Source organism: Micromonospora sp. H61, assembly GCF_018070325.1.
Taxonomy (GTDB): domain Bacteria; phylum Actinomycetota; class Actinomycetes; order Mycobacteriales; family Micromonosporaceae; genus Micromonospora; species Micromonospora salmantinae.
In genome coordinates this window covers 55,803-81,176 of the sequence record NZ_JAGPXY010000005.1, presented here as the reverse complement: position 1 = coordinate 81,176, position 25,374 = coordinate 55,803, and the positions used below count along the sequence as shown (strand labels likewise).

Annotated in this window: 18 protein-coding genes; 11 read left to right on the top strand and 7 right to left on the bottom strand. The window is 69.7% G+C overall.

The window, feature by feature from the left end:
• Position 1: 1 nt before the first annotated feature.
• Positions 2–1,513, bottom strand: a complete 1,512-nt coding sequence (locus KBX08_RS04935) for a deoxyguanosinetriphosphate triphosphohydrolase family protein (RefSeq protein ID WP_210781348.1) — start codon at positions 1,511–1,513, stop codon at positions 2–4.
• Between the two features lie 172 nt (positions 1,514–1,685).
• On the opposite strand from KBX08_RS04935, the gene KBX08_RS04930 reads away from it, so the two are divergent.
• From KBX08_RS04930 to KBX08_RS04900, 7 genes are all read left to right on the top strand, one after another.
• Positions 1,686–4,172, top strand: coding sequence for a Tex family protein (locus KBX08_RS04930; RefSeq protein WP_210781347.1), 2,487 nt, complete (start codon positions 1,686–1,688; stop codon positions 4,170–4,172).
• A gap of 210 nt (positions 4,173–4,382) precedes the next feature.
• A complete protein-coding gene (locus tag KBX08_RS04925) occupies positions 4,383–5,267 on the top strand; it encodes an aminoglycoside phosphotransferase family protein (RefSeq protein WP_210781405.1) in 885 nt (294 codons plus the stop codon).
• A gap of 24 nt (positions 5,268–5,291) precedes the next feature.
• Positions 5,292–5,750 (top strand): hypothetical protein, encoded by a 459-nt coding sequence (locus KBX08_RS04920; protein ID WP_210781346.1) that lies wholly within the window; start codon positions 5,292–5,294, stop codon positions 5,748–5,750.
• A gap of 270 nt (positions 5,751–6,020) precedes the next feature.
• On the top strand, positions 6,021–6,707 hold the full coding sequence (locus KBX08_RS04915) for a sugar transferase (RefSeq protein ID WP_307850445.1): 687 nt from the start codon (positions 6,021–6,023) through the stop codon (positions 6,705–6,707).
• Between the two features lie 22 nt (positions 6,708–6,729).
• On the top strand, positions 6,730–7,878 hold the full coding sequence (locus KBX08_RS04910; RefSeq protein WP_210781345.1) for a DegT/DnrJ/EryC1/StrS aminotransferase family protein: 1,149 nt from the start codon (positions 6,730–6,732) through the stop codon (positions 7,876–7,878).
• Positions 7,875–8,519: an acetyltransferase gene (locus KBX08_RS04905; RefSeq protein WP_210781344.1), complete on the top strand. Its 645-nt coding sequence runs from the start codon at positions 7,875–7,877 to the stop codon at positions 8,517–8,519. The genes KBX08_RS04910 and KBX08_RS04905 overlap by 4 nt, the downstream gene beginning before the upstream one ends.
• A 144-nt stretch (positions 8,520–8,663) precedes the next feature.
• Positions 8,664–10,538 (top strand): nucleoside-diphosphate sugar epimerase/dehydratase, encoded by a 1,875-nt coding sequence (locus tag KBX08_RS04900; RefSeq protein ID WP_210781343.1) that lies wholly within the window; start codon positions 8,664–8,666, stop codon positions 10,536–10,538.
• A 200-nt stretch (positions 10,539–10,738) separates the two neighbouring features.
• Here KBX08_RS04900 and wecB read toward each other — a convergent pair whose 3' ends face one another.
• The 5 genes from wecB to KBX08_RS04875 form a co-directional block, all read right to left on the bottom strand.
• Entirely contained in the window at positions 10,739–11,863 is a 1,125-nt protein-coding gene (gene wecB, locus KBX08_RS04895; protein ID WP_210781342.1) for a non-hydrolyzing UDP-N-acetylglucosamine 2-epimerase, read from the bottom strand.
• Positions 11,860–13,098, bottom strand: coding sequence for a glycosyltransferase family 4 protein (locus KBX08_RS04890; protein ID WP_210781341.1), 1,239 nt, complete (start codon positions 13,096–13,098; stop codon positions 11,860–11,862). The genes wecB and KBX08_RS04890 overlap by 4 nt, the downstream gene beginning before the upstream one ends.
• On the bottom strand, positions 13,095–14,222 hold the full coding sequence (locus KBX08_RS04885) for an NAD-dependent epimerase/dehydratase family protein (protein ID WP_210781340.1): 1,128 nt from the start codon (positions 14,220–14,222) through the stop codon (positions 13,095–13,097). The genes KBX08_RS04890 and KBX08_RS04885 overlap by 4 nt, the downstream gene beginning before the upstream one ends.
• Positions 14,216–15,256 carry an SDR family NAD(P)-dependent oxidoreductase gene (locus KBX08_RS04880; RefSeq protein ID WP_307850444.1) on the bottom strand — a complete coding sequence of 347 codons (1,041 nt, stop codon included), beginning with the start codon at positions 15,254–15,256 and terminating at the stop codon, positions 14,216–14,218. The genes KBX08_RS04885 and KBX08_RS04880 overlap by 7 nt, the downstream gene beginning before the upstream one ends.
• Positions 15,257–15,451: 195 nt before the next feature.
• The gene (locus KBX08_RS04875; RefSeq protein WP_210781339.1) at positions 15,452–16,714 is read right to left on the bottom strand and encodes a hypothetical protein; all 1,263 of its coding nucleotides are present in this window, start codon (positions 16,712–16,714) and stop codon (positions 15,452–15,454) included.
• Between the two features lie 343 nt (positions 16,715–17,057).
• Between KBX08_RS04875 and KBX08_RS34600 the strand changes: the two genes are divergently transcribed.
• Both KBX08_RS34600 and KBX08_RS04865 read left to right on the top strand, forming a co-directional pair.
• The gene (locus KBX08_RS34600; protein WP_210781338.1) at positions 17,058–18,290 is read left to right on the top strand and encodes a glycosyltransferase; all 1,233 of its coding nucleotides are present in this window, start codon (positions 17,058–17,060) and stop codon (positions 18,288–18,290) included.
• A gap of 147 nt (positions 18,291–18,437) precedes the next feature.
• The gene (locus tag KBX08_RS04865; protein WP_210781337.1) at positions 18,438–19,685 is read left to right on the top strand and encodes a hypothetical protein; all 1,248 of its coding nucleotides are present in this window, start codon (positions 18,438–18,440) and stop codon (positions 19,683–19,685) included.
• A gap of 19 nt (positions 19,686–19,704) precedes the next feature.
• Here KBX08_RS04865 and KBX08_RS04860 read toward each other — a convergent pair whose 3' ends face one another.
• Positions 19,705–21,015 carry a phenylacetate--CoA ligase family protein gene (locus KBX08_RS04860; protein ID WP_210781336.1) on the bottom strand — a complete coding sequence of 437 codons (1,311 nt, stop codon included), beginning with the start codon at positions 21,013–21,015 and terminating at the stop codon, positions 19,705–19,707.
• A gap of 241 nt (positions 21,016–21,256) precedes the next feature.
• On the opposite strand from KBX08_RS04860, the gene KBX08_RS04855 reads away from it, so the two are divergent.
• Both KBX08_RS04855 and KBX08_RS04850 read left to right on the top strand, forming a co-directional pair.
• A complete protein-coding gene (locus KBX08_RS04855; protein ID WP_210781335.1) occupies positions 21,257–24,364 on the top strand; it encodes a M14 family metallopeptidase in 3,108 nt (1,035 codons plus the stop codon).
• An 85-nt stretch (positions 24,365–24,449) separates the two neighbouring features.
• A complete protein-coding gene (locus KBX08_RS04850; protein ID WP_210781334.1) occupies positions 24,450–25,373 on the top strand; it encodes an NAD(+)/NADH kinase in 924 nt (307 codons plus the stop codon).
• Position 25,374 lies beyond the last annotated feature (1 nt).

Here is a 25,374-nt window from a genome sequence, read left to right as displayed (position 1 = left end):
GTCAGAGCACGAACGCGTCGGTCCAGAGCGCGCCGGACCGGCCGGAGAGCGCGTCCAGCATGGCCACCGCCTGACCGTCGGTGAGCTGCGCGACGAAGTCCACGATGGCTCGGCCCCGGGCACGACCGATCCGGTCCGGGGTACGCGGGTGCAGCTCCGCCTCGGCCAACTCGACCAGGTCGTGCAGCCGGCGGGGCAGCCGGGACTCCTCCTCCGGGTCGAGCAGCCACTCCCAGAGCGCCTCGACCAGGGTGCCCAGCAGCCGGGCCTGGCCTCGCTGGTGCAGGGCGAGATCCGGGCGGGCCAGCACGAACCGGTGGTGGACGAACTTGAGCACCTGCACCTCGTGCCACTGCGCGCAGCCCAGCAGCACGTGCCCGGAGCGCACCGACGGCTGTTCGGTGACCGTGATCGCCTCGACGAAGCGGGTGGACCAACGGGCGGAGAACCGGGCAACGTACTGCTCGGCCTCGATCGAGCCGTCGAACGGCATCGCGAGCAGCCCGTCCACCAATTCCTCGCGGACGTGCTCGACGGCGGCGGCGAACGCGTCGTCGTCGGCGATCCAGGCGTCCTTGCGGTGCAGTTGCCGGCGTAGCCGCTCGATGGCAGCACCGGGTCGCCGGGCAGCCGTGGCCAGCGCCGCGTCGGTGATCGCCCGCAGTTGCCCGCTCTCACGCTGCCAGGCCATCAACTCGGCGGAGACCGAACCCTGCTGGAGCACCCCGACCCGGTAGAAGTCCTCCACGTCGTGGATGGCGTACGCGATGTCGTCGGCGGTGTCCATCACGGACGCCTCCACTGTCTGCTGCCAGTCCGGGATGCGACCGGCGAACGGCGCCCGGGCCTGCCGCAGGTCGTCCAGCTCGGTCCGGTACGCGCCGAACTTCGACGAGCCGCTCTCCGGGTCGTCCGGCGGCGGGGTGGCGCCGCGCGGCGGCGGGTCCATTGTGCGCGGGTGCGGGTCGGGGTGGTCCAGCCGGGTCCACGGGTACTTCAGCATGGCCGCGCGGACCGCCGCGGTCAGGTCCAACCCGGTGGTGGCCGCGCCGCGGATCTCGGTGCTGGTGACGATGCGGTACGACTGCGCGTTGCCCTCGAAACCGTCGGAGAGGCCGAGACGCTGGCGGGCCAGCCGGTCCAGCACGCGCTCCCCCAGGTGACCGAACGGTGGGTGGCCGAGGTCGTGGGCGAGCGCTGCCGCCTCCACCACGTCGGGGTCGCAGCCGCCGAGCTTGTCCAGCAGGTCACGCCACCGTTCGTCGGCGTTCAACCGCTCGGCGACCGCCCGGGCCACCTGGGCGACCTTGAGGCTGTGGGTGAGCCGGTTGTGCACCAGCAGCCCGGAGCCGACCGGGCTGATCACCTGGGTGACACCACCGAGGCGGGCGAAGAACGGCGAGCCGACGATCCGGTCCCGGTCGGCGCGGAACGGGTTGGCCGTGAGGTCGCCGAGGGCCCGGGCGCTGCCGCCGAAGAGCCGCCGGGCGCGCGGCTCCGCAGCAGATTCCATGATCGCCACGCTAGCGCAGGCCCGACGGGACCGCCGCCGGTCACCCCGGCCGGGCGCGGCGGTTCGGTCCCCCGCCCCGGCCGGGCGCGGCGACAGCGCCACGGCCCGCCCGGCAGAATGCAGGCGTACCCGCTCTTTGAAGGGCGGATCGAGTCGAAGGCGGATCGAGATCGTGACCCAGTCTGTTCATCAGCGGATCGCCGACGAGCTCGGCGTGGCCGAGCGTCAGGTGCGGGCGGCCGTGGAGCTGCTCGACGGCGGCGCCACAGTGCCGTTCATCGCCCGCTACCGCAAGGAGGCCACCGGCCTGCTCGACGACACCCAGCTGCGCACCCTGGAGGAGCGGCTGCGCTACCTGCGCGAGCTGGACGAGCGGCGGGCCGCGGTGCTGGAGTCGATCCGCGGCCAGGGCAAGTTGGACGAGGCGCTGGAAGCGCAGATCATGGCCGCCGACTCGAAGTCCCGGCTGGAGGACATCTACCTCCCGTACAAGCCGAAGCGGCGGACCCGTGCGCAGATCGCCCGCGAGGCCGGGTTGGCGCCGTTGGCCGAGACGCTGCTGGCCGACCCGGGTCAGGACCCGCGGGCCACCGCCACCGGGTTCGTCGACGCGGACAAGGGCGTCGCCGACGCCGCCGCCGCGCTCGAGGGCGCCCGGGCCATCCTCATCGAGACCTTCGCGGAGGACGCCGACCTGATCGGCACGCTGCGCGAGCAGATGTGGTCGCGGGGCCGGCTGGTTTCCCGGGTACGCGAGGGCCAGGAGGCGTCCGGCGCGAAGTTCGCCGACTACTTCGACTTCTCCGAGCCGTACCCGAAGCTGCCCTCGCACCGGATCCTGGCGATGTTCCGGGGCGAGAAGGAGGGCGTGCTCGACCTGACCATGGAGTCGGAGGAGGCGGGCGAGGCGGACGCCGTACCGACCGGCCCGACCCGGTACGAGGCGGCCATCGCCGGCCGGTTCGGGGTGTCCGACGCGGGCCGCCCGGGCGACCGTTGGCTGATCGACACTGTCCGCTGGGCGTGGCGTACCCGGATCCTCATCCACCTCGGCGCGGACCTGCGGATGCGGCTGTGGCAGGCCGCCGAGGAGGAGGCCGTCCGGGTCTTCGCCACCAACCTGCGGGACCTGCTGCTCGCCGCGCCGGCCGGCACCCGGCCCACGATGGGCCTGGACCCGGGCCTGCGGACCGGTGTGAAGGTGGCAGTGGTGGACGCCACCGGCAAGGTGCTCGCCACCGACACGATCTATCCGCACGAGCCGCGCCGGCAGTGGGACGCGTCGGTGGAGACCCTCGCCCGGCTGGCCGGGGCGCACGGGGTGGAGCTGATCGCGATCGGCAACGGCACTGCCTCCCGCGAGACCGACAAGCTCGCCGGTGAGCTGATCGCCCGGCACCCGCAGCTCAACCTGACCAAGGTGATGGTCTCCGAGGCCGGCGCGTCGGTCTACTCCGCCTCCGCGTACGCCTCGCAGGAGTTGCCCGGGATGGACGTGTCGCTGCGCGGCGCGGTCTCCATCGCCCGCCGTCTCCAGGACCCCCTCGCGGAGCTGGTCAAGATCGACCCGCGCTCGATCGGCGTCGGTCAGTACCAGCACGACCTGTCCGAGGTGAAGCTGTCCCGGTCGCTGGACGCGGTAGTGGAGGACTGCGTGAACGCGGTCGGAGTGGACGTCAACACCGCCTCCGCGCCACTGTTGACCCGGGTCTCCGGGATCGGCGCCGGCCTGGCCGAGAACATCGTGCTGCACCGGGACGCCAACGGGCCGTTCCGTACGCGTACCGAGCTGAAGAAGGTGGCCCGGCTCGGGCCGAAGGCGTTCGAGCAGTGCGCCGGCTTCCTGCGCATCCCCGGTGGCGACGACCCGCTGGACTCCTCCAGCGTGCACCCCGAGGCGTACCCGGTGGTGCGACGCATCCTCTCCACCACCGGGCAGGACCTGCGCTCGGTGATCGGCAAGAGCGGCATCCTGCGCGGGCTGCGGGCCACCGACTTCGTCGACGACCGGTTCGGCCTCCCCACCGTCACCGACATCCTCGCCGAGTTGGAGAAGCCGGGCCGGGACCCCCGCCCGGAGTTCCGCACCGCCACCTTCGTCGAGGGGGTGGAGAAGATCAGCGACCTGACGACGGGGATGGTGCTGGAGGGCGTGGTCACCAACGTGGCCGCGTTCGGCGCGTTCGTCGACGTCGGGGTGCACCAGGACGGTCTGGTGCACGTCTCGGCGATGTCCCGGACCTTCGTGAAGGACCCTCGCGAGGTGGTGAAGTCCGGCGACGTGGTCAAGGTCCGGGTGCTCGACGTGGACGTACCCCGCAAGCGGATCTCGCTGACCCTGCGCCTGGACGACGAGCCGACCGCCAGCAGTGGTGGCGGCGGCGGTCGGACGAGCCAGGAGGGGCGGGGCGGCCCGGCGCAGCGCGCGCCGCAGGGTGGTCGCGGCGGCGGCCAGAGCGGTCGCGAAGGCCAGGACAGTCGCGGCGGCGGCCAGGGCGGTCGCGAAGGCCAGGCCGGTCGAGGCGGACAGGACAGTCGCGGCGGGCAGGGAGGTCGCGGCGGCGGGCAGGGTGGTCGCGGCGGGCAGCAGCGGCAGGGCGCACCGGCGCCGGCCAACGACGCGATGGCCGAAGCCCTGCGCCGCGCCGGACTGGCCTGACCCCGTTCAGCACAGCAACCCCGCCCCGTTCCGTCTCACGAAGCCGAGCCGCCCCTCTCCGTCGATCTTGCACTTACTGTCCCGACATAGGCCGCCATTCGCCTATTTCGACGACCGAAAGTGCAAGATCGACGCGGGTGCGGCCTGCGCGGGCGGTGGGAAATCCGCTCGCGTGGCCGCGAGGTTCGGGGCGATGATCTCGCGGTGAGGATGCACGCCGATCAGGTGGACGTGAGCGTGGACGTAGTTTCCGCGCTGGTGGCCGAGCAGTTCCCCCGGTGGCGGGGCCTGCCGGTCCGGCCGCTCCCCTCGACCGGCACGGTGAACGCCCTGTTCCGGCTCGGCCGGGACACCGTGCTGCGGTTTCCGCTGCTCCCCTCGACCGATCCCGAGCTGCGCGCCGAGCTGCGGCGCGAGCAGGAGTACGCCGTGCTGCTCGGCGGGCACCTGCCGGTCGCGGTGCCCGAGCCGCTCGGCCTCGGCGAGCCGGGCGACGGGTACCCCGGGCCGTGGACGGCGTACCAGTTCATTCCGGGCGAGACGGCCCAGCCTGACCGGATCATCGACCTCGACGTCTTCGCGCGGGACCTGGCCGGCGTGGTGACGGCCCTGCGCGGCATCGACACCGACGGGCGGGTCTGGTCCGGGAACGGGCGCGGCGGGCGGCTGGCCGCCGAGGACGCCAGCGTGCGGGCCGCGCTCGCGGTCAGCGGCGCGCTCACCGACACCACCGCGCTCGGCGAGGTGTGGGAGCGGTGCCGGGACGCGCGCCGCGACGACCTCGCCGACGTGTGGATCCACGGCGACCTGATGCCGGGCAACCTGCTGGTCCGCGACGGCCGGCTGGTCGCCGTCATCGATCTGGGCGCGGTCGGCGTGGGCGATCCAGCGGTGGACCTGATGCCGGCGTGGAACCTGTTCGACGCGGGTTCCCGGCAGACGTACCGGCGGGCGTTGGGCGTGGACGACGCGACGTGGGAGCGGGGACGCGGCTGGGCCCTGGAGCAGGCGATCAACGCGCTGCCGTACTACGTCGAGACCAACCCGGTGATGGCCGGCATCGCCCGGCACACGCTGCGGGCCGTGCTCGACTGAGTCGGCTCGCGTACCGTCGGCGTCGTGGGTGAGCGAGACGCCCGGGAGTGGCGGGATCAGCAGCGGCAGGCGGTGCGGGCGCACGCCGACGCGGACGCGCGGCGGCGGGCCGCCGAGCACGCGGAGGCGGCGGAGCTGGTGGCCTGGTTCGTGGCCGAGGCGACCCGGCGAGGGCTGCCCACCACCCGGCTGCTCGCCCGGGGATACGACGGGCGTGGGCGCTACCGGACCGGGCTGACCGGCTGGTACGTCGACCGGGCCGAAACCCGGGCGGTGGACGTGGCCGGCCGGTTCCACCTGCTGACCGTGCCGGGCGGTCTGCGGGCCCGGCTGTTCGGCGTCGACCCCCAGCCCAGCCCGGCGCCGTTGGTCGTCGGTGCGGGGGGCCGCGACGGTGAGTCGATCCCGCTGCGGACGCTGCTCAACCGGCTGCTGGACGACGGGCCCGGTGCCACCACCACGCCTGCCGCACCACGAGGGTGAGCAGGCCGGCAAGGACGTCAGGCGCAGCACGATTGTTCCCTGGCCCGACCGGCTGATTCTCTGCTCGCCCGACCGGCCGGTCGCGCTCCTACCGCCCGACGTGACGGCCCGGACCGCTGGCGGGCGTCCCACGAGGCCGTGTCCATCCGAGCCGTTTCGGGGTTGATCGGGGCGAAGCAGCATGAGTGTCGCCATTCTTAGCTACTGGCTGGCTTGTGCTGGTACAACCCTTACACGGTCTTTCTGTCGTTTCTCCCGGAGGTCGGATCGGTGCCAGTGCCTGGTGGTCTCGCGAACGCCCCCGAACACCCCTTGCCGCTGCCCCGACCCGCCCCGGGTAAGCGCGTCTTCGACGCGATCCTCGCGGGCGTACTGCTGGTGCTGGTCACGCCCCTGCTGCTGGTGGTGGCGGTCCTGGTCATGGTGGGCCTCGGCCGCCCGGTGCTGTTTCGTCAGTGCCGCGCCGGACTGCACGGCCAGCCCTTCGAGGTGGTCAAGTTCCGCACGATGCGACCGCCCCGACACGGCTTGGTCGGCGACGGCGATCGACTCACGCCACTGGGGCGCTGGCTGCGCGCCACCAGCCTGGACGAGCTGCCCACGCTCTGGAACGTGCTACGCGGCGACATGAGCCTGGTGGGCCCCCGCCCGTTGTTGCCCGAGTACCTCGATCGCTACACCACCAGCCAGGCTCGCCGGCATGAGGTACGGCCCGGTGTCACCGGGCTGGCCCAGGTGCGCGGGCGTAACAGTCTGAGCTGGGAGGAGAAGCTGGACCTCGACGTGCAGTACGTGGACAGCCGCGACCTCCGACTTGACCTGTCGATCCTGGTCGCGACCGCGCGCACCGTGCTGCGCCGCGATGGCATCAACGCGGCCGGGTCCGCGACCATGCCGGAGTTCCTCGGTACGCACCGACGCCCAGCACCACCGCAGCGGGACCGGACACCGGCATGACGATTCCCCAGGGAGCCGGCCGATGAGCCAGACCATCCACCTGTCCCCGCCCGATGTCGGGCCGCTTGAGGAGTCGTACCTGGTCGCGGCCCTGCGTTCGGGTTGGGTGGCACCGGCCGGCCCGGATCTTCAGGCGTTCGAACGGGACATCGCCGAGCGCGTCGGCACCGGCGGAGCCGTCGCGGTCAGTTCCGGCACCGCTGCCCTGCACCTGGCCCTGCTCGGTGTCGGAGTCGGACCTGGCGACGTGGTGATCGTGCCCACGCTCACCTTCGTGGCAACCGCGAACGCGGTCCGGTACGTCGGCGCGCGTCCGGTCTTCGTCGACTGCGACCCCAGGACCGGAAACGTCGACGTCGGTCTCGCCGCTGACCTGCTGCACCGACTGCTGTCGGGTGGTGAGCGGGTGGGGGCGATCGTCCCGGTGGACATGTTCGGCAGCTGCGCCGACTACCGCGCCCTGGTCCCGGTCTGCGCCGAGGCCGAGGTCCCCTTGGTGGAAGACGCCGCAGAGGCCCTCGGGGCCAGCCACCGGGGACAGCCCGCCGGCTCCTTCGGGCACGCCGGTGTGCTCTCGTTCAACGGCAACAAGATCATGACCACGTCCGGTGGCGGAATGCTGGTGTCCGACGACCCGGCGCTCCTCGATCGCGCTCGCCACCTCTCCACACAGGCCCGAGAGCCGGCGCGGCACTACGAACACCGTGAGACTGGCTACAACTACCGACTCAGCAACCTCCTCGCGGCGCTCGGCCGGGCCCAGTTGCTTCGGCTTGACGGAATGATCGCGCGACGACGCCAACTGCGTGACCAATACGCCAAGCTCTTCGCCCCGGTGCCGGGCGTTCAACTGCTCGGCGCCGAAGACACCGAGTCGAACTGCTGGCTCACCGTCATCACAGTCGAGCAGGAGCGGTGTGGTTGGCGGGCCGACGACTTGGCTGCCCACCTGGCCGAACGGGACATCGAGACCCGGCCGGTGTGGAAACCGATGCACCTGCAGCCCATGCACGCCGGCGCGGAGAGCCTGCTCACGGGCGCGTCGGAGCGACTCTTCGCCAACGGGCTCACCCTGCCGAGCGGGAGCGCCCTGACCGAACCGCAGATCGCCAGAGTGTTCGGCGCGATCGACGAGTTCCTGGCCATCCGCTCAGGAGGGTCCACGGCGTGAAGACCGAACTGGTGGTGGTCGGCTGCGGCGGGCACGGCCGGGAAGTGCTCACCATCGCCCGAGCGGTGAACGAGGCCGCTGGCCGGCCGATCTGGCAACTGCTGGGCGTCGTCGACGACCGGCCCACCGAGGAAAACCTCAAGCGGTTGCAGCGACTCGACGTGCCGTACCTCGGGGATGTGGCCTGGCTGCGGGATGCGCCCCCGACCACCCGGTACCTCATCGGGGTCGGCGATCCGCGGGTCCGCCGCGCCATCGGCAGCCGGATCGACGGGTACCACATTTCCGCCGCGAGCCTCGTCCACCCGGACGCCACCATCGGGCCGGACACCGAGTACGGGCCGGGGTTCGTCGCTTTTGCCGGCGCCCGGGTCACCACGAACGTCACCCTCGGCTGCCACGTGCATCTCAACCAGAACGCCACCGTCGGCCATGACAGCACACTTGCCGACTACGTATCGGTCAACCCGCTCGCCGCAGTGTCCGGTGACTGCCACCTGGCCACCGGCGTACTGGTCGGGACCACCGCCGCAGTGCTGCAGGGCCTTCGCATCGGGCGGGACAGCACGGTCGGGGCCGGTGCCTGTGTCGTCCGGGATGTACCCGATCAGGTGACGGTCAAGGGCGTTCCGGCCCGCTGAGGCAACGGACAGACAGGATATTCAGCCTGCGCTGTCGGAAACCGCCCGGACGAGCCTCTAAGCATGTAACAAGGACAAAGAGCCCCGAGGCCCCTTCTGCCGCGCGGGCGGAAGCAGTCGTGCGACGAAACAGGGAGCCAACTCATGGCGCAGGACACCGAGAACACACAGGACGCCGACCGACACGCGCGGCGAGCCCGGGCTCGCCGGCGCACCGTCCGATTCCTGGCCACAGACACCACCGCGTGGGTCGGTGGGTTCGTCGCGGCCGTGTGGACCCGGTTCGAGTTTCAGCTCCCCCCGGGCCAACTGTCCCGGGCTGCGGCGATCGGACTGGTCGCGGCGGTCGTGCACGTGGCGGTGGCGGCGCTGCGGCGGCTCTACTCCGGACGACACCCACTGGGCAGCCTTCAGGAGGTCCAGGGCGTCGCCGGTACCACCATCACCACGGCCGGCATCGTGCTGCTCGGGCTGTTGCCGGCCACCGAGCGGCCGGTTCCGGCGAGCACCCCTCTGGTCGGCGGCGCGCTCGCCCTGCTGTTCATGCTCGGCGCCCGGTTCGCGTACCGGCACCGGCGCGACCTCGCGATGAGGCCAGACGTCCGATCGTCCACGCCGGTGCTGCTGTTCGGAATGGGTGACGCCGGGCAGGGGCTGCTCCGCGCCATGCTCGGCGACCCACGCGGTCGGTACCTGCCGGTGGGCGCGCTGGACGACGACCCGGACAAGCGTGACCTGCGCATCGGCGGGGTACGCGTGCTCGGCGGCCGGCACGACGTCGCCGCCTCCGTCCGGCTTACCGGTGCCAGCACCGTCATCTTCTCGGTGGCCAACGCGGACGCCGCCCTGATCCGTCAGATCCGCGAGGCCACCCTCGAAGCCGGCGCGGTCTTCAAGGTGCTGCCCCCGGTGCGGGACCTGGTCGACCACCGGATCACCGTCACCGACGTCCGGGACGTGCAGGTCAGCGACCTGCTCGGCCGCCGGCAGGTGGTCGGTGACCTACCGCTGAGCGCCAACAGCCTGACCGGAAGACGGATCCTGGTCACCGGCGCCGGCGGTTCGATCGGCTCGGAGCTCTGCCGTCAGGTGATGAAGGCCAACCCGGGTGAGCTGATGATGCTGGACCGGGACGAGTCCGCTCTGCACAGCCTTCAGATGTCGCTCGCCGGACGGGCCATGCTGGACGGCCCCGAGCTGATCCTCGCCGACCTACGCGACGACGAGGGCATCCGACGGATCCTCCGGGAGCGCCGTCCGGAGATCATCTTTCACGCGGCGGCGCTCAAGCACCTGACGTTGCTTCAGCGGCACCCTGGCGAAGCGATCAAGACCAACGTCTGGGGCACGCTCTCCGTGCTGGACGCCTGCCAGGACGTGGCGAAGTTCGTCAACATCTCGACCGACAAGGCGGCCGATCCGATCAGCGTCCTCGGCTACTCGAAGCGAATCACGGAGCGGTTGACCGCGCACGCCGCGTCCCGCTTCCCGGGCACGTTCCTCAGCGTCCGGTTCGGCAACGTGCTGAGCAGCCGCGGTTCGGTGGTGACAGCCTTCCAACGGCAGATCGAGACGGGGACGCCGCTGACCGTCACCCACCCCGACGTCAGCCGCTATCTGATGACCGTCCAAGAGGCCGTCCACCTGGTGCTTCAGGCCGCCGAAATCGGCCGGGACGGGGAGGCGCTGGTGCTCGACATGGGCGACCCGGTCCGGATCGTCGACCTGGCGCGTCAGATGGTCGAGCATGCCTCCAGCTCCGTGCCCATTGTCTACACCGGTCTGCGCCCCGGCGAGAAGCTGCACGAGGACCTGCTCGGGACCGGTGAGGTCGACACCCGACCGTTCCATCCCCTGGTGTCCCACGTGGCCGTGCCGGCGCTCGACCCGATCGAGGTGAGCGGGCTCGACCCGTACGACGACGCGGCGAAGATCGTCGAGCATCTCGCGCTGCTCTGCGTGCAGCCGGTCGATCCGGTGGTGAAGGGCCAACGGGGGGTACCCCTGCAGTCGCACTGATGTGATCGGCCCCGCCGCTGCGGCGGCGATGCACCGGGGTGACGCCGCGCGGCGTCACCCCGTTCCGTGCGCCGGGAGGGGACCCCGGCCGGGTCAAGGCACTCCGGGCTGCCGCACCAGAAGCACAGAGAGGACCCCGGGCACGGCGACCAGGGCTGACGACCACAGGTTCGTGGTGGTCAGCCCCGGTGCCCCGATTGTCAGCGGCGAATGCCCGCCCAGTCGTGGTGCCGGCGGACGGTGGAGAGGATGAAGTCGACCACCCGCCGGGAGGTGTCCGGCACCTGGTAGTCGACCGGGCAGGGCACCCCCTCGGCGGCGACCTGGGCCACTGTCACCTCGACCGCCTCGACCACGCCCTGCGGGTCGAGGCCGGTCATGATGATGCCGCCGGCGTCGAGCGCCTCCGGACGTTCGATCGACTCGCGCAGCGTCACAGCGGGGAAGCCAAGGATGGCGGCCTCCTCGCTGATCGTCCCGCTGTCCGACAGCGTGCAGTACGCCTTGGTCTGCAGGTGCACGTAGTCGAGCAGGCCGAACGGCTCATGGAAGGCGATGCCGTCCAGGGCGGTGGCGTCCGGGGCCAACGCCTCCAGCCGTTTACGGGTGCGCGGATGGGTGGAGACCAGCACCGGGAGGGCCCACCTGTCCCGCACTGCGACAAGACAGTCCAGCAGCCGACGAAGCCGGTCGGGACGGTCCACGTTCTCCTCGCGGTGGGCGCTGACCAGGAAGTACCCGCCTCGATCGAGCTCCAGCCGCCGGAGAATGGTCGAGCTGGCGATCGGTGCACGATAATGCTCCAGCACCTCCCGCATCGGCGAGCCGGTGTGCAGGATCCGCCGCGGGTGCAGGCCCTCGGCGAGCAGGTTACGCCGGGCGTGTTCGGTGTAGACGAGGTTGAAGTCGGCCACGTGGTCGACCAGCCGCCGGTTGGTCTCCTCCGGCACGTTCAGATCGAAGCACCGGTTGCCGGCCTCCATGTGGTAGACCGGCACCCGCATCCGTCGCGCCATCAGCGCGGCGATGCAGCTGTTCGTGTCGCCCAGCACCAGCAGCGCATCCGGCCGCAGCTCGGCGATCGCCTGTTCCATGCCGACCAGAACGCCACCGAGTACCCGGCCGAGCGAGGAGGTGTCGACCTCCAGGAACCGGTCCGGCTGGCGCAGTCGCAGCTCGGTGAAGAACACGTCGGACAGGGTCGGGTCCCAGTTCTGCCCCGTGTGAATCAGGGTGTGGTCGACAGTGCTGTCCAGTCTGGTAAGCACCCGGGACAGTCGAATGATCTCCGGCCGGGTGCCGACCACTGTCATGATGCGGGTCATGCCCGTCCTCTCTGCGCTGCCACCTTGGTCAGGATGTCTTCGAACTGGTCGACGCCCACGCGCAGGGACATCCGATCGCGGTACACCTGGCGGGCCCGGTCCGCCATGGCCTGCCGCGTGGCGGCCGGCTGTTCGGACGCTTCCACGAACCTTTCGGCGAGCGCCCGCCAGTCCTCTGGCGGACAGACGAGACCGACCCCGGTCGACCGGACAAGGGCCCCGGTGTCGCCCCCGGCGGCAGCGATCACCGGAACACCGCAGGCCAACGCGGCCTGCAGCTTCGACGGGACGGCAGCGCGCAGGGCGGGTACGTCGCGTAGGCACACAAGTTGCCAGTGCGCTGCCGCGTACAGCTCCGCCATCTGTTCGGGCGGACGCCGACCGATGAACCGCACGTTGTCGGCGCCCAGGTCGGCGGCCAATCGGCGGGCGCCGTCCTCACCCGCGCCGGAGCCGACCAGCACCAGGTCCATCCGGTCACTGGCGGCGGCCGCCGCCCGGATGGCCGTCTCGATGCCCTGCAGGAGCCCGAGGTTGCCCGCGAACATCACGGTGCAGCGCTGGCGGTGACCGAGCGCCGCACGGGCCTCGTCGGTGACCGGCACCGGCCGGAACAGCGCGTCGTCAGTCCAGTTCCAGACCACCCGCACCCGGTCCGGGTCGGCGCCGCCGGCCACCACCCGCTCAGCCATCGTCGGCGAAATCACCACGATGGCATCGGCCAGCCGGTACGTCCCACGCATCAGCGCCCCGATGGACCGCTCCAGCCATCGCCCGGCCCGGCCGGTCGGTGCCATCCCGGACTGCGTCACCGACTCGGGCCACAGATCCTGCACGTGAAGCACGATCGGTGTTCGGCGGGCCGCACGCTGCAGGGCCGCAGCGGCGATGGCCGTGGGCGGCGGGTGGTAGACGTAGGTGACGTCGACGTCAGCGAGCCACCGCGCCCCAGCCACCGCGCTGGTGGCACCGAAGGAGAGGTGGCTCAGGGCGCGCCGGACGGTGGAGGTGTCGTGGCTGGGATAGGCGGGCACCCGCCGGACCATCACCGGCCCCTCGCTCTCCCGATGCCGCCAGCGCTGTTGCCAGCCAGGAAAGACTCGGCCGTACGGATAGCTCGGGAATGTGGTGAGGACCTTGACCTCGTGGCCACGGCCGGCCAGTTGGTGCGCCAGGTTACCCGGTATGAAGACGCCCTCCGGCGGATACCACTGGCTGATCAGGCCAATCTTCACGCCCCGACCGCCACCGGCGCCGGTCGGGCCGCCACCACCGCCTCAGGCCAGGTATCCGGTCGGTCCGGGTCGAAGATCTCGTTGGTCCAGAACATCGTCACCAGCTCGTCCGGCCCGGTGTTCACCAACTTGTGTGCCCACATCGTCGGCATGTCCACGAGTACCGGCTCGTCGCCGCTCACCGGGAAGCGCAGGACTTCGGTGTCACCCACCCGCCGCAGGCTGATCTCAGCAGAGCCGCGCAGCACCACGAACCGCTCCACCTTGGCCAGGTGAAAGTGTTCGCCGCGGGTGATCCCAGGCAGCGTGGTGGAGCAGAAGGTCTGGCCGGCACCACCGTGCGCCTTGACCGTCTCGACCAGCTCACCCCGGGCATCGGCGCGGCGAGGCAGCGCCAGGGGGTAGTGCGCCGGAAAACAGTGCGACCGGTATGTGTTGAAGAGCCGCACATCATGCCGCTTCAGCAGGTGCGGGATGTCCCCGGTCCGGTACGTCGCGGCGATCTCGGTGAGCCGGTGGGCCAGCCCCTGCACTCCGATGCGCAGCGGCGGCATGGCCGGATCCCATGAACCGCCGGCCGGCACACCAATGAGCCGGGCGGCCGCGTCGGTGACGTGCACGAGGCTCAACTCACGGTCGGCGTGCACCTCCGGCCGGCCACCCTCCGCGAGCACCCGACAGAACGTCGCCACCGCGGAGTTGTAGTACGGGCGTCCGTGCTCGCCGTAGAGGTTCGGCAGCGACACGTCATCGAGGTCGACGCCGGTATCCGCCAGCACTCGCGCAGCGGTGGCCTTGGCGTCGCCGTACGCGGTGCCGTTGCCGGCCTGCACCGAATTGGCGTAGACAACCCGCGTCGGCGGGTTCGCGCAGTGCTTGAGTCCCTCCGCGAGCTGCGCGGCGAGCAGGACGTTCCCGGCAGCGACATCGGCCGGCTCACCCCGGTTCACGCCGGCCAGGTGCAGCACCCGGTCGACTCCGTCCACCTTCGCCGCGACCAAGTCGGGATCGGCGAGGTCGCTCCGGGTCACCACGACCGGTTCCGGCCAACCCAGAGCGCGCAGCAGCACCCGGACGTGCCAGCCGAGGAAGCCGCCGGCACCGGTGACGGCGAGCCTCAGCACGCCAGCACCGGATCCCGCAGCGCCAGCTCCGCGCGCACCTCGGGCAGCGTCTTCAGCAGTTCGATGATCTCGGGTACGCCGAGCTGTGGCGCGTTCGACGAGTTGAAGTCCTCGGTCCGCCCGTCGCCGAGGCCGCCCTCGGAGACGTAGAGCGCGTAGTTGAGGTCACGGCCGTCGAGCGGCACCCGAAGGAAGTCACCGAAGTCCTCGGCATGAGCGAGTTCCTCCCGGCTGGCCAGCGTCTCAGCCTGCTTCTCCCCGTGCCGTACGCCGATCACGTCGAGCTTGGAGGGCACGTCGAAGAGTTGACAGAGCGCCTCGGCCAGGTCGCCGACGGTGCAGGCGGCGGCCTTGCGGATGAAGATGTCGCCGGGCCGGGCGTGCTGGAAGGCGTGCTCCACCAGCTCCACCGAGTCGGCCAGCGACATCAGGAAGCGGGTCATCCCCGGGTCGGTCACGGTAGGTGCCCGGCCCGCCTTGATCTGCTCGATGAAGAGCGGAATCACCGAGCCACGGGAGTACATGACGTTGCCGTACCGGACGCAGGAGACCGTGGTGGCGCTGTTCGGGTTGTTCCGAGCGTGTGCCTGGGCGACCTTCTCCATCATCGCCTTGCTCATCCCCATCGCGTTGACCGGGTATACAGCCTTGTCGGTGCTGAGCACCACGACCGAGCCGACGCCGTTGCGCTCTGCGGCCTCGACGACATTGCTGCTGCCCAGCACGTTCGTCCGGACCGCCTCAAGCGGGAAGAACTCGCACGAGGGCACCTGCTTGAGGGCGGCCGCGTGAAAGATGTAGTCGATGCCCCGGCTGGCCTTGAGCACCGAGTCGTAGTCCCGCACGTCTCCGACGTAGTAACGGGCCCGCTCGTCGCCGAGCAGCCGACGCATGGCGTCCTGCTTGGCCTCGTCCCGGCTGAGCACCCGGACCTCGCCAACTCCACGGTCGAGGAGTCGGCGCACCATCGTCTGCCCAAAGGAACCCGTACCGCCGGTGATGAGCACCCGGCGTCCGGTGGTCAAGTAACTCACTGACGCTCCGTTCGTTCATGGTGGCTCGCGTAGGCCGCGCTGGTTGGGGCCGTGGTGCGGCCACAACTGCCGCAACGAGTGGAATCCCGCGAGAGAAACGCCCACATCGGGACCAAAAGCACAATGGAGTTGCTCTAGATCCTGATGGTCCTGGTGCACCACCAGATGGTCAGGCGTCGGGCCCGCGTGCCGCCGTCATCGGGTGGGCGCCATCGGCCGCGCGGGGCGGGCCGCAGGCGTCCGGTAATTGCCGACCAGGTGGTTCGGCGCCACCGCCCCGGAAACCCGCCAACCAAGCAGCAGGATCACCGCGGCCAGCACCAGCAGTCGCCCACCTCCGCGCACCACGTAGGTGAAACTGCCCACCCAGAGGAGATCGAACAGACCGACCGCGGTGACGATCGCACCGGCGTAGACGCCCACGGCGTACGGCGTCGTCAGCGGGCCGGACGAGGCCCAGGCCAGGACCCTGTCGATGAACCGGACGGCCAGGCCGGTCACCGGCACCATCAGCCCCAGGCCCAGCAGGCCAAAGTTGTACAACCACTCCCCATGCGCGAGCGCCGCCGCGGAATGTCCCGTGCCGACCAGTTCAGGGCTCAGAAAGGCGACGAGGTCGGAACCGAAACCGATCGGCTTACCCTCCCACAGCGCGCGAGGCACCAGACCCACGGCGGCGTTGGCAAACGTCTCCCCCCATCCGCGCGGCAGCAGCCCCACCTCGTTCAGGCGCAGCAGCTGGGCGAACGAGTGAAGCGGGCTGATCGCGGACCCGAATCCGTCCTGGTCGACCATCGCAGCCGAGCCCTGTGAGCCGGTGGCGCGCAGCCCGGCGAGGAACAGCAGAGCCGGCGCCGCTCCACCGAGGACGAGGAGTTTGGTGTAGGGCCGCTGGTCCCGGTGGGCCGATATCACCAGCAACGCGAGCGCCAGCGTACCGACGACGATCCGCCCGAAGCCATTGAAGAGGTAGGTGAAGTAGAACGCGAAGGCGACCAGGAGAACCAGTCCCCAGACGAACGTGTGGCGTGCCATCGGGCCCCGCAACAACCCCACCGCGAGGAGCACGACGCCGACGAAGCCGATCGGGTTTGCCACCGGCGGTGAATTCGGTGCGACCGTTGCCATGCTCACTCCGAGCACCAGCAGGACCAGACCACACTTCACCGCCCACCCTGCCGTCCTGCCGTCCGCCTGGCCGGCAGCCGGTGGCAGCCGATGCGGCGCGGTGCTGCTCCAGAACAGCAACCACGTCACGACCTGTACGAAGTAGCAGATGGCAAGAGCGGTGAAGAGCGGGATGCCGGGATCGATCGTCCATGCCTTCACCGTTTGGTAAAGCCCGCTGAAGCCGACAAAGAATGCGAAGGCGAGGTTGTAGAGCCCTACGGCGGTGATGCGGCGACCGCCGTCCCGCCAGAAGACCCAGGCGCCGAAGAGGGTCGCCAGCAGGCTCATCGCGAGGTTTCCGTCCCTGCTCCACCCAACGGAGGAGTTTCTTTCCAGGAGCAGGCACGCCACGCCCAGCACGAGCCAGGCCAGCCCGGCGAAGCAGCGCCAGAGTCCGCTGGTCGGGAGCCTTGCCTCATCCTCGGGTACGCCGCGTGCGTGACGTGGACGCGCGCCTTGATTCCCACCTGCCATCGGGCGCGCCCCTGTCATTGACTCCATGACAGCGGAGCATATATCCGGACTTCCATTTCGGCCGCCTGTCTCGCGATTTCGGCGTCGATCGCCGCCACATCGCACAGACCGATCCTCCGTGGCGTCACCGATCCACACCGCCCATCGTTAGCCGGACGTGGCCGAACCCTTCGACGTGCTACACGACGACCTGACCCCCGCAGCCGCGAATGTCATTCGCGATTCGCCAATTCCGGTCCCCACACCGCCATATCGCGTGCTGTTGACGTGTGACTTCTTCGAACCGGGATTCCGCGCCGGCGGCCCTGTCCGTTCCGTTGCCCAACTGCTCGACGTCGTATCGCCAGCGATCGAGGTGACGATGGTGACGAGAGACCGCGATCTCGGCTCCGCGGAGCCGTATCCCGGTCACTCCGGTCACTGGATCGACCGGGGCCACGCTCGCATCTACTACCTCGATCCAGGTCGCCTCCGCCAGTGGTACGCCCTGCTGAAAGCGCTCCGATCAACCAGATTCGACCTCCTCTACGTCAACAGTCTCTGGGCGAGGTCATCGGTTCTGCCGATTCTCGCGGCGCAGGCACGCATCATTCGGGTCAAACAGATACTCGTCGCCCCTCGGGGTGAGCTGGCGGCGAGTGCGCTAGGGGTCAAGAGCTTGAAGAAGCGATTGTTCCTACGCGTTTGGCGACCCATTCTCAGACGGCTCAGGGTCCACTGGCACGCCACCAACCCGCACGAAGCCCAGCTGATCAGGAACCTCTTTCCGTGGGCCCGGATCGAGATGCGACCCAACGAGGTGTCGCTTCCGCCAGAGCCAATCCCACCCGAAGAGACCGGTGGTTCCTCGCGGCTCGTATTCATCGGTCGCATCAGCCCGATCAAGAATCTGGCGAAGGTGATCGAGGCCCTCGCGCTGGTGACGCGGCCGGTGGTTTTCGATATCTACGGCCCTATTGAGGACAGGTCCTATTGGGCCGAATGCCAACTGCTTGCCCAGCGGTTGCCGGCGTCCGTGACGCTCTCCTATCGGGGAGAGCTCGCGCCCCGCGCGGTCCGGTCCACCTTCGCGGAGTACGACATGTTCGTCTTTCCGACTCAGGGGGAGAACTTCGGCCACGTCATCGCGGAGAGCCTCTCCGCGTCGTGCCCGGTGATCTGTTCGGACGAGACCCCCTGGAGCCCGGTGCTCCGGGCCGGCGGAGGAGTCGTCCTGACGGATGCCACGGTGGCGACTCTGGCTCACCAGATTGACCAGTTCGCCCAGCGCAGCCAGGAGGAACGGCTCGCGGCACGCCGGGCGGCGGGGCAGGCCTATCGGTCCTGGCGGGCCGAGACCGAAGGGCCGAACATCCTCGACCGGATCAGGTTGACAGTCGCGGAGCGCTGACCCCCGCCCGTCGGCGGGCGGTGCCCAGCCGCCGTGAAAGGACCACGATTGAAGGAACGGTCGACTCCAGAGCAGACGCTCTCCGAGCCCACTGAGTCTGTCCGCCCCCAGGGAGGTCGCCGGTCGGGGGTGCGGTCCAATACCGTCGTGGCGTCGGCGTCCAGCCTGATGAGCGGACTGCTGAACGCCGGGATACTCGCGTACAGCGCGCGGCAGGGCCAGACCGCCGAAATCGCGGCTTACAGCGTGATGACGGCCGCGCTGACCTGGGTGGCGAACCTGGTCATGGGTGGATCATCCCTGCTGTATGTATCCGGCAATGACGAGGAACGCCGCGCGGCGCACAGTCAGCGAATCCTGGTGGCAGTGCCTGCCATGGCCACCGCCACCCTGTTGATCGCTGCGCTCTATGCCGGCCAGGGATACGGCGCGGCAGCCCTGATCAGCGCCGGCGGCGTGATGATCTTCAACAGCCTCGCCGACCTGCGCTTCGGCGACCTCGCCCGACAGATGCGCTTCATCGCGGCCTCGGCCGCGATAACCGGCACCCGCCTCCTGTCCATGGCGCTGCTGGTCGCCGGCACTCCGTTGACGACCGCACTCCTGGTTGGCGCCGCCGCCTACCTGCTCAGCACGGAGATACTCGCGTGTCGCGGCCCGGCCGCTCCACTTCCGATGTGGAGAGGGCTGTCGCTGCGGGCCGCCGGACACGCGTTCCGGTTGAGCCGTCCGCTTTTCGCCTACAGCCTTGGCGAGGCGTTCACCGGCCGAGTCAGCACGATCGCTCTGTCATTGGTGGCGAGTCCCCAGGTCGTGGGTTGCTTTGGCGCCCTGGTCAACATCTACCAGGCACTGGTCGCGGTCACATTCAGCGGACTCCGGGTGCCCATGGCGATCCGGACCCGGCGGCGACACAATCTCGGTCCCACGGTGGCGATCAGCCGGGAGAGCGAGGTGATCGCCGTGATCGGTGCGACCGTCATCGCCGCCGGGGTCATCGTCACCGCGCCGTTTCTCACGACGAGCCTCCTCTCGCTGCCGATACCGGAATCGGCGCTCTGGCTGCAACTATTGGCGCTCGCCCTACCGTTCACCACCATGAACCGCGCCTACACGCTCAACCGCATCGGCGACGGGAACTACGCCGCCGCCACCCGTCTCGCCCTGTCGATAGGTTTGCTCCTGGGCGGCGCGCTGCTCTTCCAGGCGGCCACACTTGGACCGACGGGTGCCGCCGCCGCCACTACCGTCGCGGAAATGCTGGTCGCGGGGATCCTCGTGGTGGCCGCGGTGTCGCGTCGATACCGGCGGCGCGGATCTCACCAGGTAAGAAGGCCCGTCTCCTCTGAGCAGGAGCGTCACAGGGTGCCGCCCGTCGACCTCATCGGCAGGTGAGGCCGCGGTGCCACTCGGATCAGGAAACGAACAGGGCGTGCTTGCCGGCGCGAGTGCGGGCCTGTTCGGCAACCTGGTGGAACGTTATCGACTCTGCGCGAAGATCAGGGTGGTCCTTCCGCAACTCGCGGGCGAAGTACAGGCTCACCGCTTCGAGATCAAGCTCGTGGTCTGCCTGTACGTAGATGTGGAGGGCATCAGGTCGCTCCTGATGGAACTGAACTCCGACGATTCCCGGAAGGGTCTTGAGGATGTGCACCGGCAGGATCGGCGAAAGGTCAAGGGTCCCGCGCGCGGAGCCGACCTGAACGATCTCCTGCCGTCGGCCGAGGATCGAGCGGAACTCGAAGGCATTGCCGTCGACGACGTCAGATGGTTCGACCTGGTCCCCGATGGCGTAGTTGACCAGTGGAAACAGACGGTCGTCGAGGGTCGTGACCGCAAGCGAACCACCATCATCGACGAGACAGATGAAGCTGTCCCAGATGACCTGGATGGGCCGTGCCTCCTGGCGGGACATCGCCACCAGGCCGGTCTCGGCAGCGCCGTACTCGATGACCGCCCCTGCTCCGAAGACCCGTTCGATCAGTGCGATGTCCGTGTCACTGGCCGTCTCCGCGGTCAGGATCACCGCCCGCAGCCGACTCACGTCGCCCAGGTCCAGCGTGTTGCGCTCGATGTAGCGGGCGACCTTGAAGATTGCGGAGGTGTATCCGACCAGCAACACGGGTTGCCGGGACCGGATCGCCTCGTAGTGCCCTCGAAGCGCAGGATCACTGAGGTCGTAGGCGTTCAACCGAGTGATGTTCACCAGGCGGTCGGCGACGCCGCGCCGCAACCGAGCGACTTGGCTGGCCAGCCCGTCGCCGAAGAGGTGCGAGTGCCCCCAGAGCAGGACCTGCGGCTCGAACGGCTGGACTCCCCGCCAAGCTCGCCCGAGGTAGTTGTTCGCCCACCGGTCGGTCGACTCGCTCCGCCCCCGAGGAAACTTGGTGGGCTGGCCGGTGCTCCCGCCGGTGCTGTATGCCTGCTTCGTCGAACCACCCGCGAAGACCTCGGCAGAGCGGCTGATCAGCAGCTCTTTGTCGAGCATCGGAAAGTGGCGAAGGTCCGACGGCCGCGAGATGCCACTGGGTAGATCGTGCTCCTTCCGCCATGACCGGTAGAACGGCACCCGTGTCAGGCAGTACGCCCACATCTTGTTGAAGCGTTCGACCTGGATCCGCTCGATCTCCGCGCGGGACAAGGGCTTGTTGTAGAGGGCGATCTTTCGTTCGAGGCGCCGACGGCGTTCCGCGAACAGCCACCCGCGCTCCATCAACGCACGCACGTCAAGTCGCCTCCTGGCTCCGCTACACCCTCCGAAGCAGAGCTGACGTCCATCAGCCCGCTCGTTCATCAGCACCCTTTCAACGATGCGACAAAATCCCAGTTACGAGGCAGGTCGTCCATCCATCACACACGGCACCGGCACCAACACGGTCAGCAAACCTTGCACCCATCGACCTATTGACACTGATCACGCCGCACCGAAGGCTCGCGCCTAGAGGTCCTTCACCCAAGGAGGCGCGATGAGACCGAGACGACTGGCGATCGCCGGCGTGGTCACCCTGCTCGGCGCACTGGCACTGACCCCACCGGCCAGCGCGCGGCCCCCGTCCGACCCGGGCGTCCGCGACGGTCTGGAGGTGTACGTCGGCGTTGTCGACGCGAAACAGCGGGAGCAACTGCGCGCGGCGGGGGTCGACCTCGGCCACGACGCGAAGGCGGACTCGTCCGGCCGCACGACTGTCGAGACGGTCCTCAGCCGACGGCAGGCGAAGCGGTTGACCGACAAGGGCGTACCGCTGTCGGTGAAGAAGGTGCGGGGCAAGGACGCGTCGCAGGCGCTGCGGGAGCAGGCCGCGGCCGGCTGGACGAGTTTCCGTCCCTACGGTGAGCCGGGCGGCCTGCGAGACGAACTGAACGCCACAGCGGCCCGGTATCCCAAGCTGACCAAGGTGGAGACGATCGGTCGCAGCCAGCAGGGGCAGCCGATCGTCGCGGTGAAGGTCACCAAGAACGCGCGGACCGTGGCGGACGGCAAACGACCGGCGGTGCTCTACGCCGGCGCGCAGCACGCCAGGGAGTGGATCACACCGGAGATGACCCGCCGGCTGATGCATCACGTGCTGGACAGCTACGGCACCGACCGGGACATCACCCGTCTGTTGGACACCACCGAACTGTGGTTCCTGCCGGTGGCCAACCCGGACGGCTACGACTTCACGTTCACCCCCGGCAACCGGCTGTGGCGCAAGAACCTGCGGGACAACAACGGTGACGGGCAGATCGGCTCCGGCGACGGCGTCGACCTCAACCGCAACTTCAGCTACAAGTGGGGATACGACAACGAGGGCTCGTCGCCGGAGCTGAACAGCGAGACCTACCGGGGCCCGGGCCCCAACTCCGAGCCGGAGACCAAGGCGCTGGACCGGCTCTTCAAGCGGGTCGGGTTCGAGTTCTTCGTCAACTACCACTCGGCGGCCGAACTGCTGCTCTACGGCCTGGGCTGGCAGGTGAGCACCCCCACCCCGGACGACGAGATCTACAAGGCGATGGCCGGTGACGACGCGCACCCCGCGGTGCCCGGCTACGACCCGGACATCTCCGCGGAGCTTTACACCACGAACGGTGACACCGACAGTCACGCCACCGTCAGGTACGGCACGCTGGGCTTCACCCCGGAGATGTCCACCTGCGAGGCCGCCTCGGCCGTCGACCCGGACGACCAGTGGCGCCCGGAGGACTGCGTCAGCGGCTTCATCTTCCCTGACGACGAGGCGCTGATCGCCGGCGAGGTGAGCAAGAACCTACCGTTCGCGTTGGCGGTGGCCCGGTCGGCGGCGGACCCGGACGACCCGGTCTCGGTGGTCGGTCGCAGCACTCCGGACTTCGTGGTGGACGCCTTCGACACCTCGTACGGGCGCACCCAGCAGGTCGCCGCGATCACCCGTCGGGCGCTGAGGAACGTGCGGATGCACTACACGGTCAACGGTGGGAGGCCCAAGACTGTCGCGGTCCGCGAGTGGCGCGGCGGCGAGCGGTACGGCAACACCCACGACGACTACTACGCCGAGCTACGGGGCACTGTCAGCGGCGCGAAGCCGGGCGACCGGGTGGAGGTCTGGTTCACCGGGAACAAACCGCGCGCCGGGGTGGTGGCCAGCGAACACTTCACCTATCGGGTGCACGACGACGTCGGTGGCGACGTGCTGGTCCTCGCTGTGGAGGACGTCACCGGCCTCAGCCCGGCGCAGACCGGCACCACGGCGAAGTACGCCGACGAGGTCGCGGCGTCGCTGGGCGCCGCCGGGCGCAGCAGTGACGTGTACGACTTCGACGCGATGGGCCGCAAGGCGCCGCACCCGCTCGGCGTGCTGTCGCACTACGAGGCGGTGGTCTGGGAGACCGGCGACGACGTGATCCTGCGCTCCCCCGGTCAGGTGGCCGGCACGACGGCCAGAGCGGCGCTGGAAACCGAGCTGGCCGTTCGGGACTACCTGAACGAGGGCGGCAAACTGCTGGTCAGCGGCCAGTACGCGTTGTTCGCGCAGGGCGCCAACGGGTCGTACGTCTATCACCCGGACGCGCCGCCGGAGTGCACCGACGCCGAGGCTGCCAGCTGTCTGCCGCTGTTTAACGACTTCCAGCAGTACTGGTTGGGCGCGCACACCTATGTCAGCGACGGCGGAACGAGCCCGGACGGGGAGCCGTACCCGGTCGCCGGCACCGATGCGGCGTTCACCGGCTTCGACGGGCAGCTGAACGCCTCCGGCTCGGCGGAGAACCAGGCGCACACCGCGTCGTTCCTGACCACGTCGAGCTTCCTGCCGCCGGACGAGTTCCCGCAGTTCGCCAGTTCCGCGCCGGTGGGCTGGTCCCGACCGGGCGGCGCGCCGTTCGATCCGCGTACGGGTGAGTGGTACCTGTACAGCGGGCAGACCGACGAGTCGTACAAGCGGCTCACGCGCCCTGTGGACCTCACCGGGGCGAGCAGCGCGGAGTTGCGCTTCTTCACCTCCTACGAGATCGAGCAGGACTGGGACTTCATGTTCGTCGAGGCGCACGAGGTGGGTCGCGACGACTGGACGACACTGCCGGACGCCAACGGCAAGACCAGCACTGTCACCGGGGACAGCTGCCCCGAGGGTTGGGTGGAGCAGTTGCACCCGTTCCTCGCGCACTACCAGGGCGCTGACTGCTCCCCCACCGGGAGCACCGGCAGCTGGAACGCGGCGAGCGGGTCGTCGGGAGGCTGGAAGGAGTTCGTGGCCGATCTGTCGGGCTACGCCGGTAAGCAGGTCGAGGTGTCGATCACGTACGCCTCGGACTGGGGCACCCAGGGTCTCGGCGTCTTCCTGGACGACGCCCGGGTGCTGGTTGACGGGTCGACGGTGGCGGAGACCTCGTTCGAGTCGGCCGACCTGGGTGGCTGGACGGTGGCCGGCCCACCGCCCGGCTCCGCTGGCAACGCCAACGACTGGTCGCGCAGCCAGCAGGCGTTCGAGGAGGGCTCGGTGGTGGTCACCGGGGACACGGTGTATCTGGGCTTCGGGTTGGAGGGTCTGCCTCCGGCGGCCCGCGACGACCTGGTCGCCCGCTCGCTGACCCACCTCACCGGGCAGCCCCGCCCCTGATGGCGGCGAGGTGCGCCGACGGTCCGCGGCCCCTCGGCGCCCCTTCCGGGTACGCCGGGTACGGTCGCCGCCGCGGTGGGGTGCTGTGCGGGGGTCGGGGCGGGGACGTGTGCTGCACCCCCCCCGGGAGGTCACCGAGGTGGTGGGGATCATCGAACGGTGGGCGACGCGTCACCACAAGACGTTGATGGTGCGCGAGGAGGACCAGCACCGCGTCTCGTCCTGCATCGTGCCGGTGCCGGCGGACGAGGTGGCGGCCCGCGCCGACGCCTTGATCAGCATCGGTGGCGACGGGACCATGTTGGGTGCGCTTCGATCCGCCGTCCTCGACCCGAAGCCGGTGCTCGGCGTACACCTGGGTCGTGTGGGTTTTCTCGTGGAGATCGAGCCGCCGGAGCTGCCTGAGGCGCTGAGCCGGTTGCTGTCGAAGGAGTTCACCGTCGAGTCGCACGCCTGCCTCGCCTGCGACGTGTGTGGCGACGACGTGGTGGCGTTCAACGACATCGCGCTGGTGCGCCAGCCCGGCTCCGGCTTCGTCAACGCCACACTCGCCATCGACGGCCAGCAGTACGGCTACTACCGGTGCGACGCCGTGGTGGTCAGCACCCCGATCGGCTCCACGGCGTACAGCTACGCCGCCGGCGGCCCGCTGATCTCCCCGGCGGCGGACTCGATGGTGGTCACGCCGTCGGCGCCGATGGCCGGCATCTCCCGGTCGGTGGTGCTCTCACCGGACGAGAAGATCCGGCTGGAGCTGGAGCCCGACTCGTCCCCGGTGGTGGTGGAGATGGACGGGTTGGTGTTCCGCGACCCGGCCACCGAGGGAGCGGTGGAGATCAGGTACCGCCGCAACGCCGGCCTGGTGGTGCGCTTCGACCCGCTGCGCTACCAGGAACGCAACCAGTTGAAGATGACGCTGCTCGACCTGCCGTTCCTGCCCGAGCAGCTCCGCGAACTGCTCCCCGAGGAGCTGCGCCGCACCCAACGAGAACTCCCGCCACCCTGCTGAC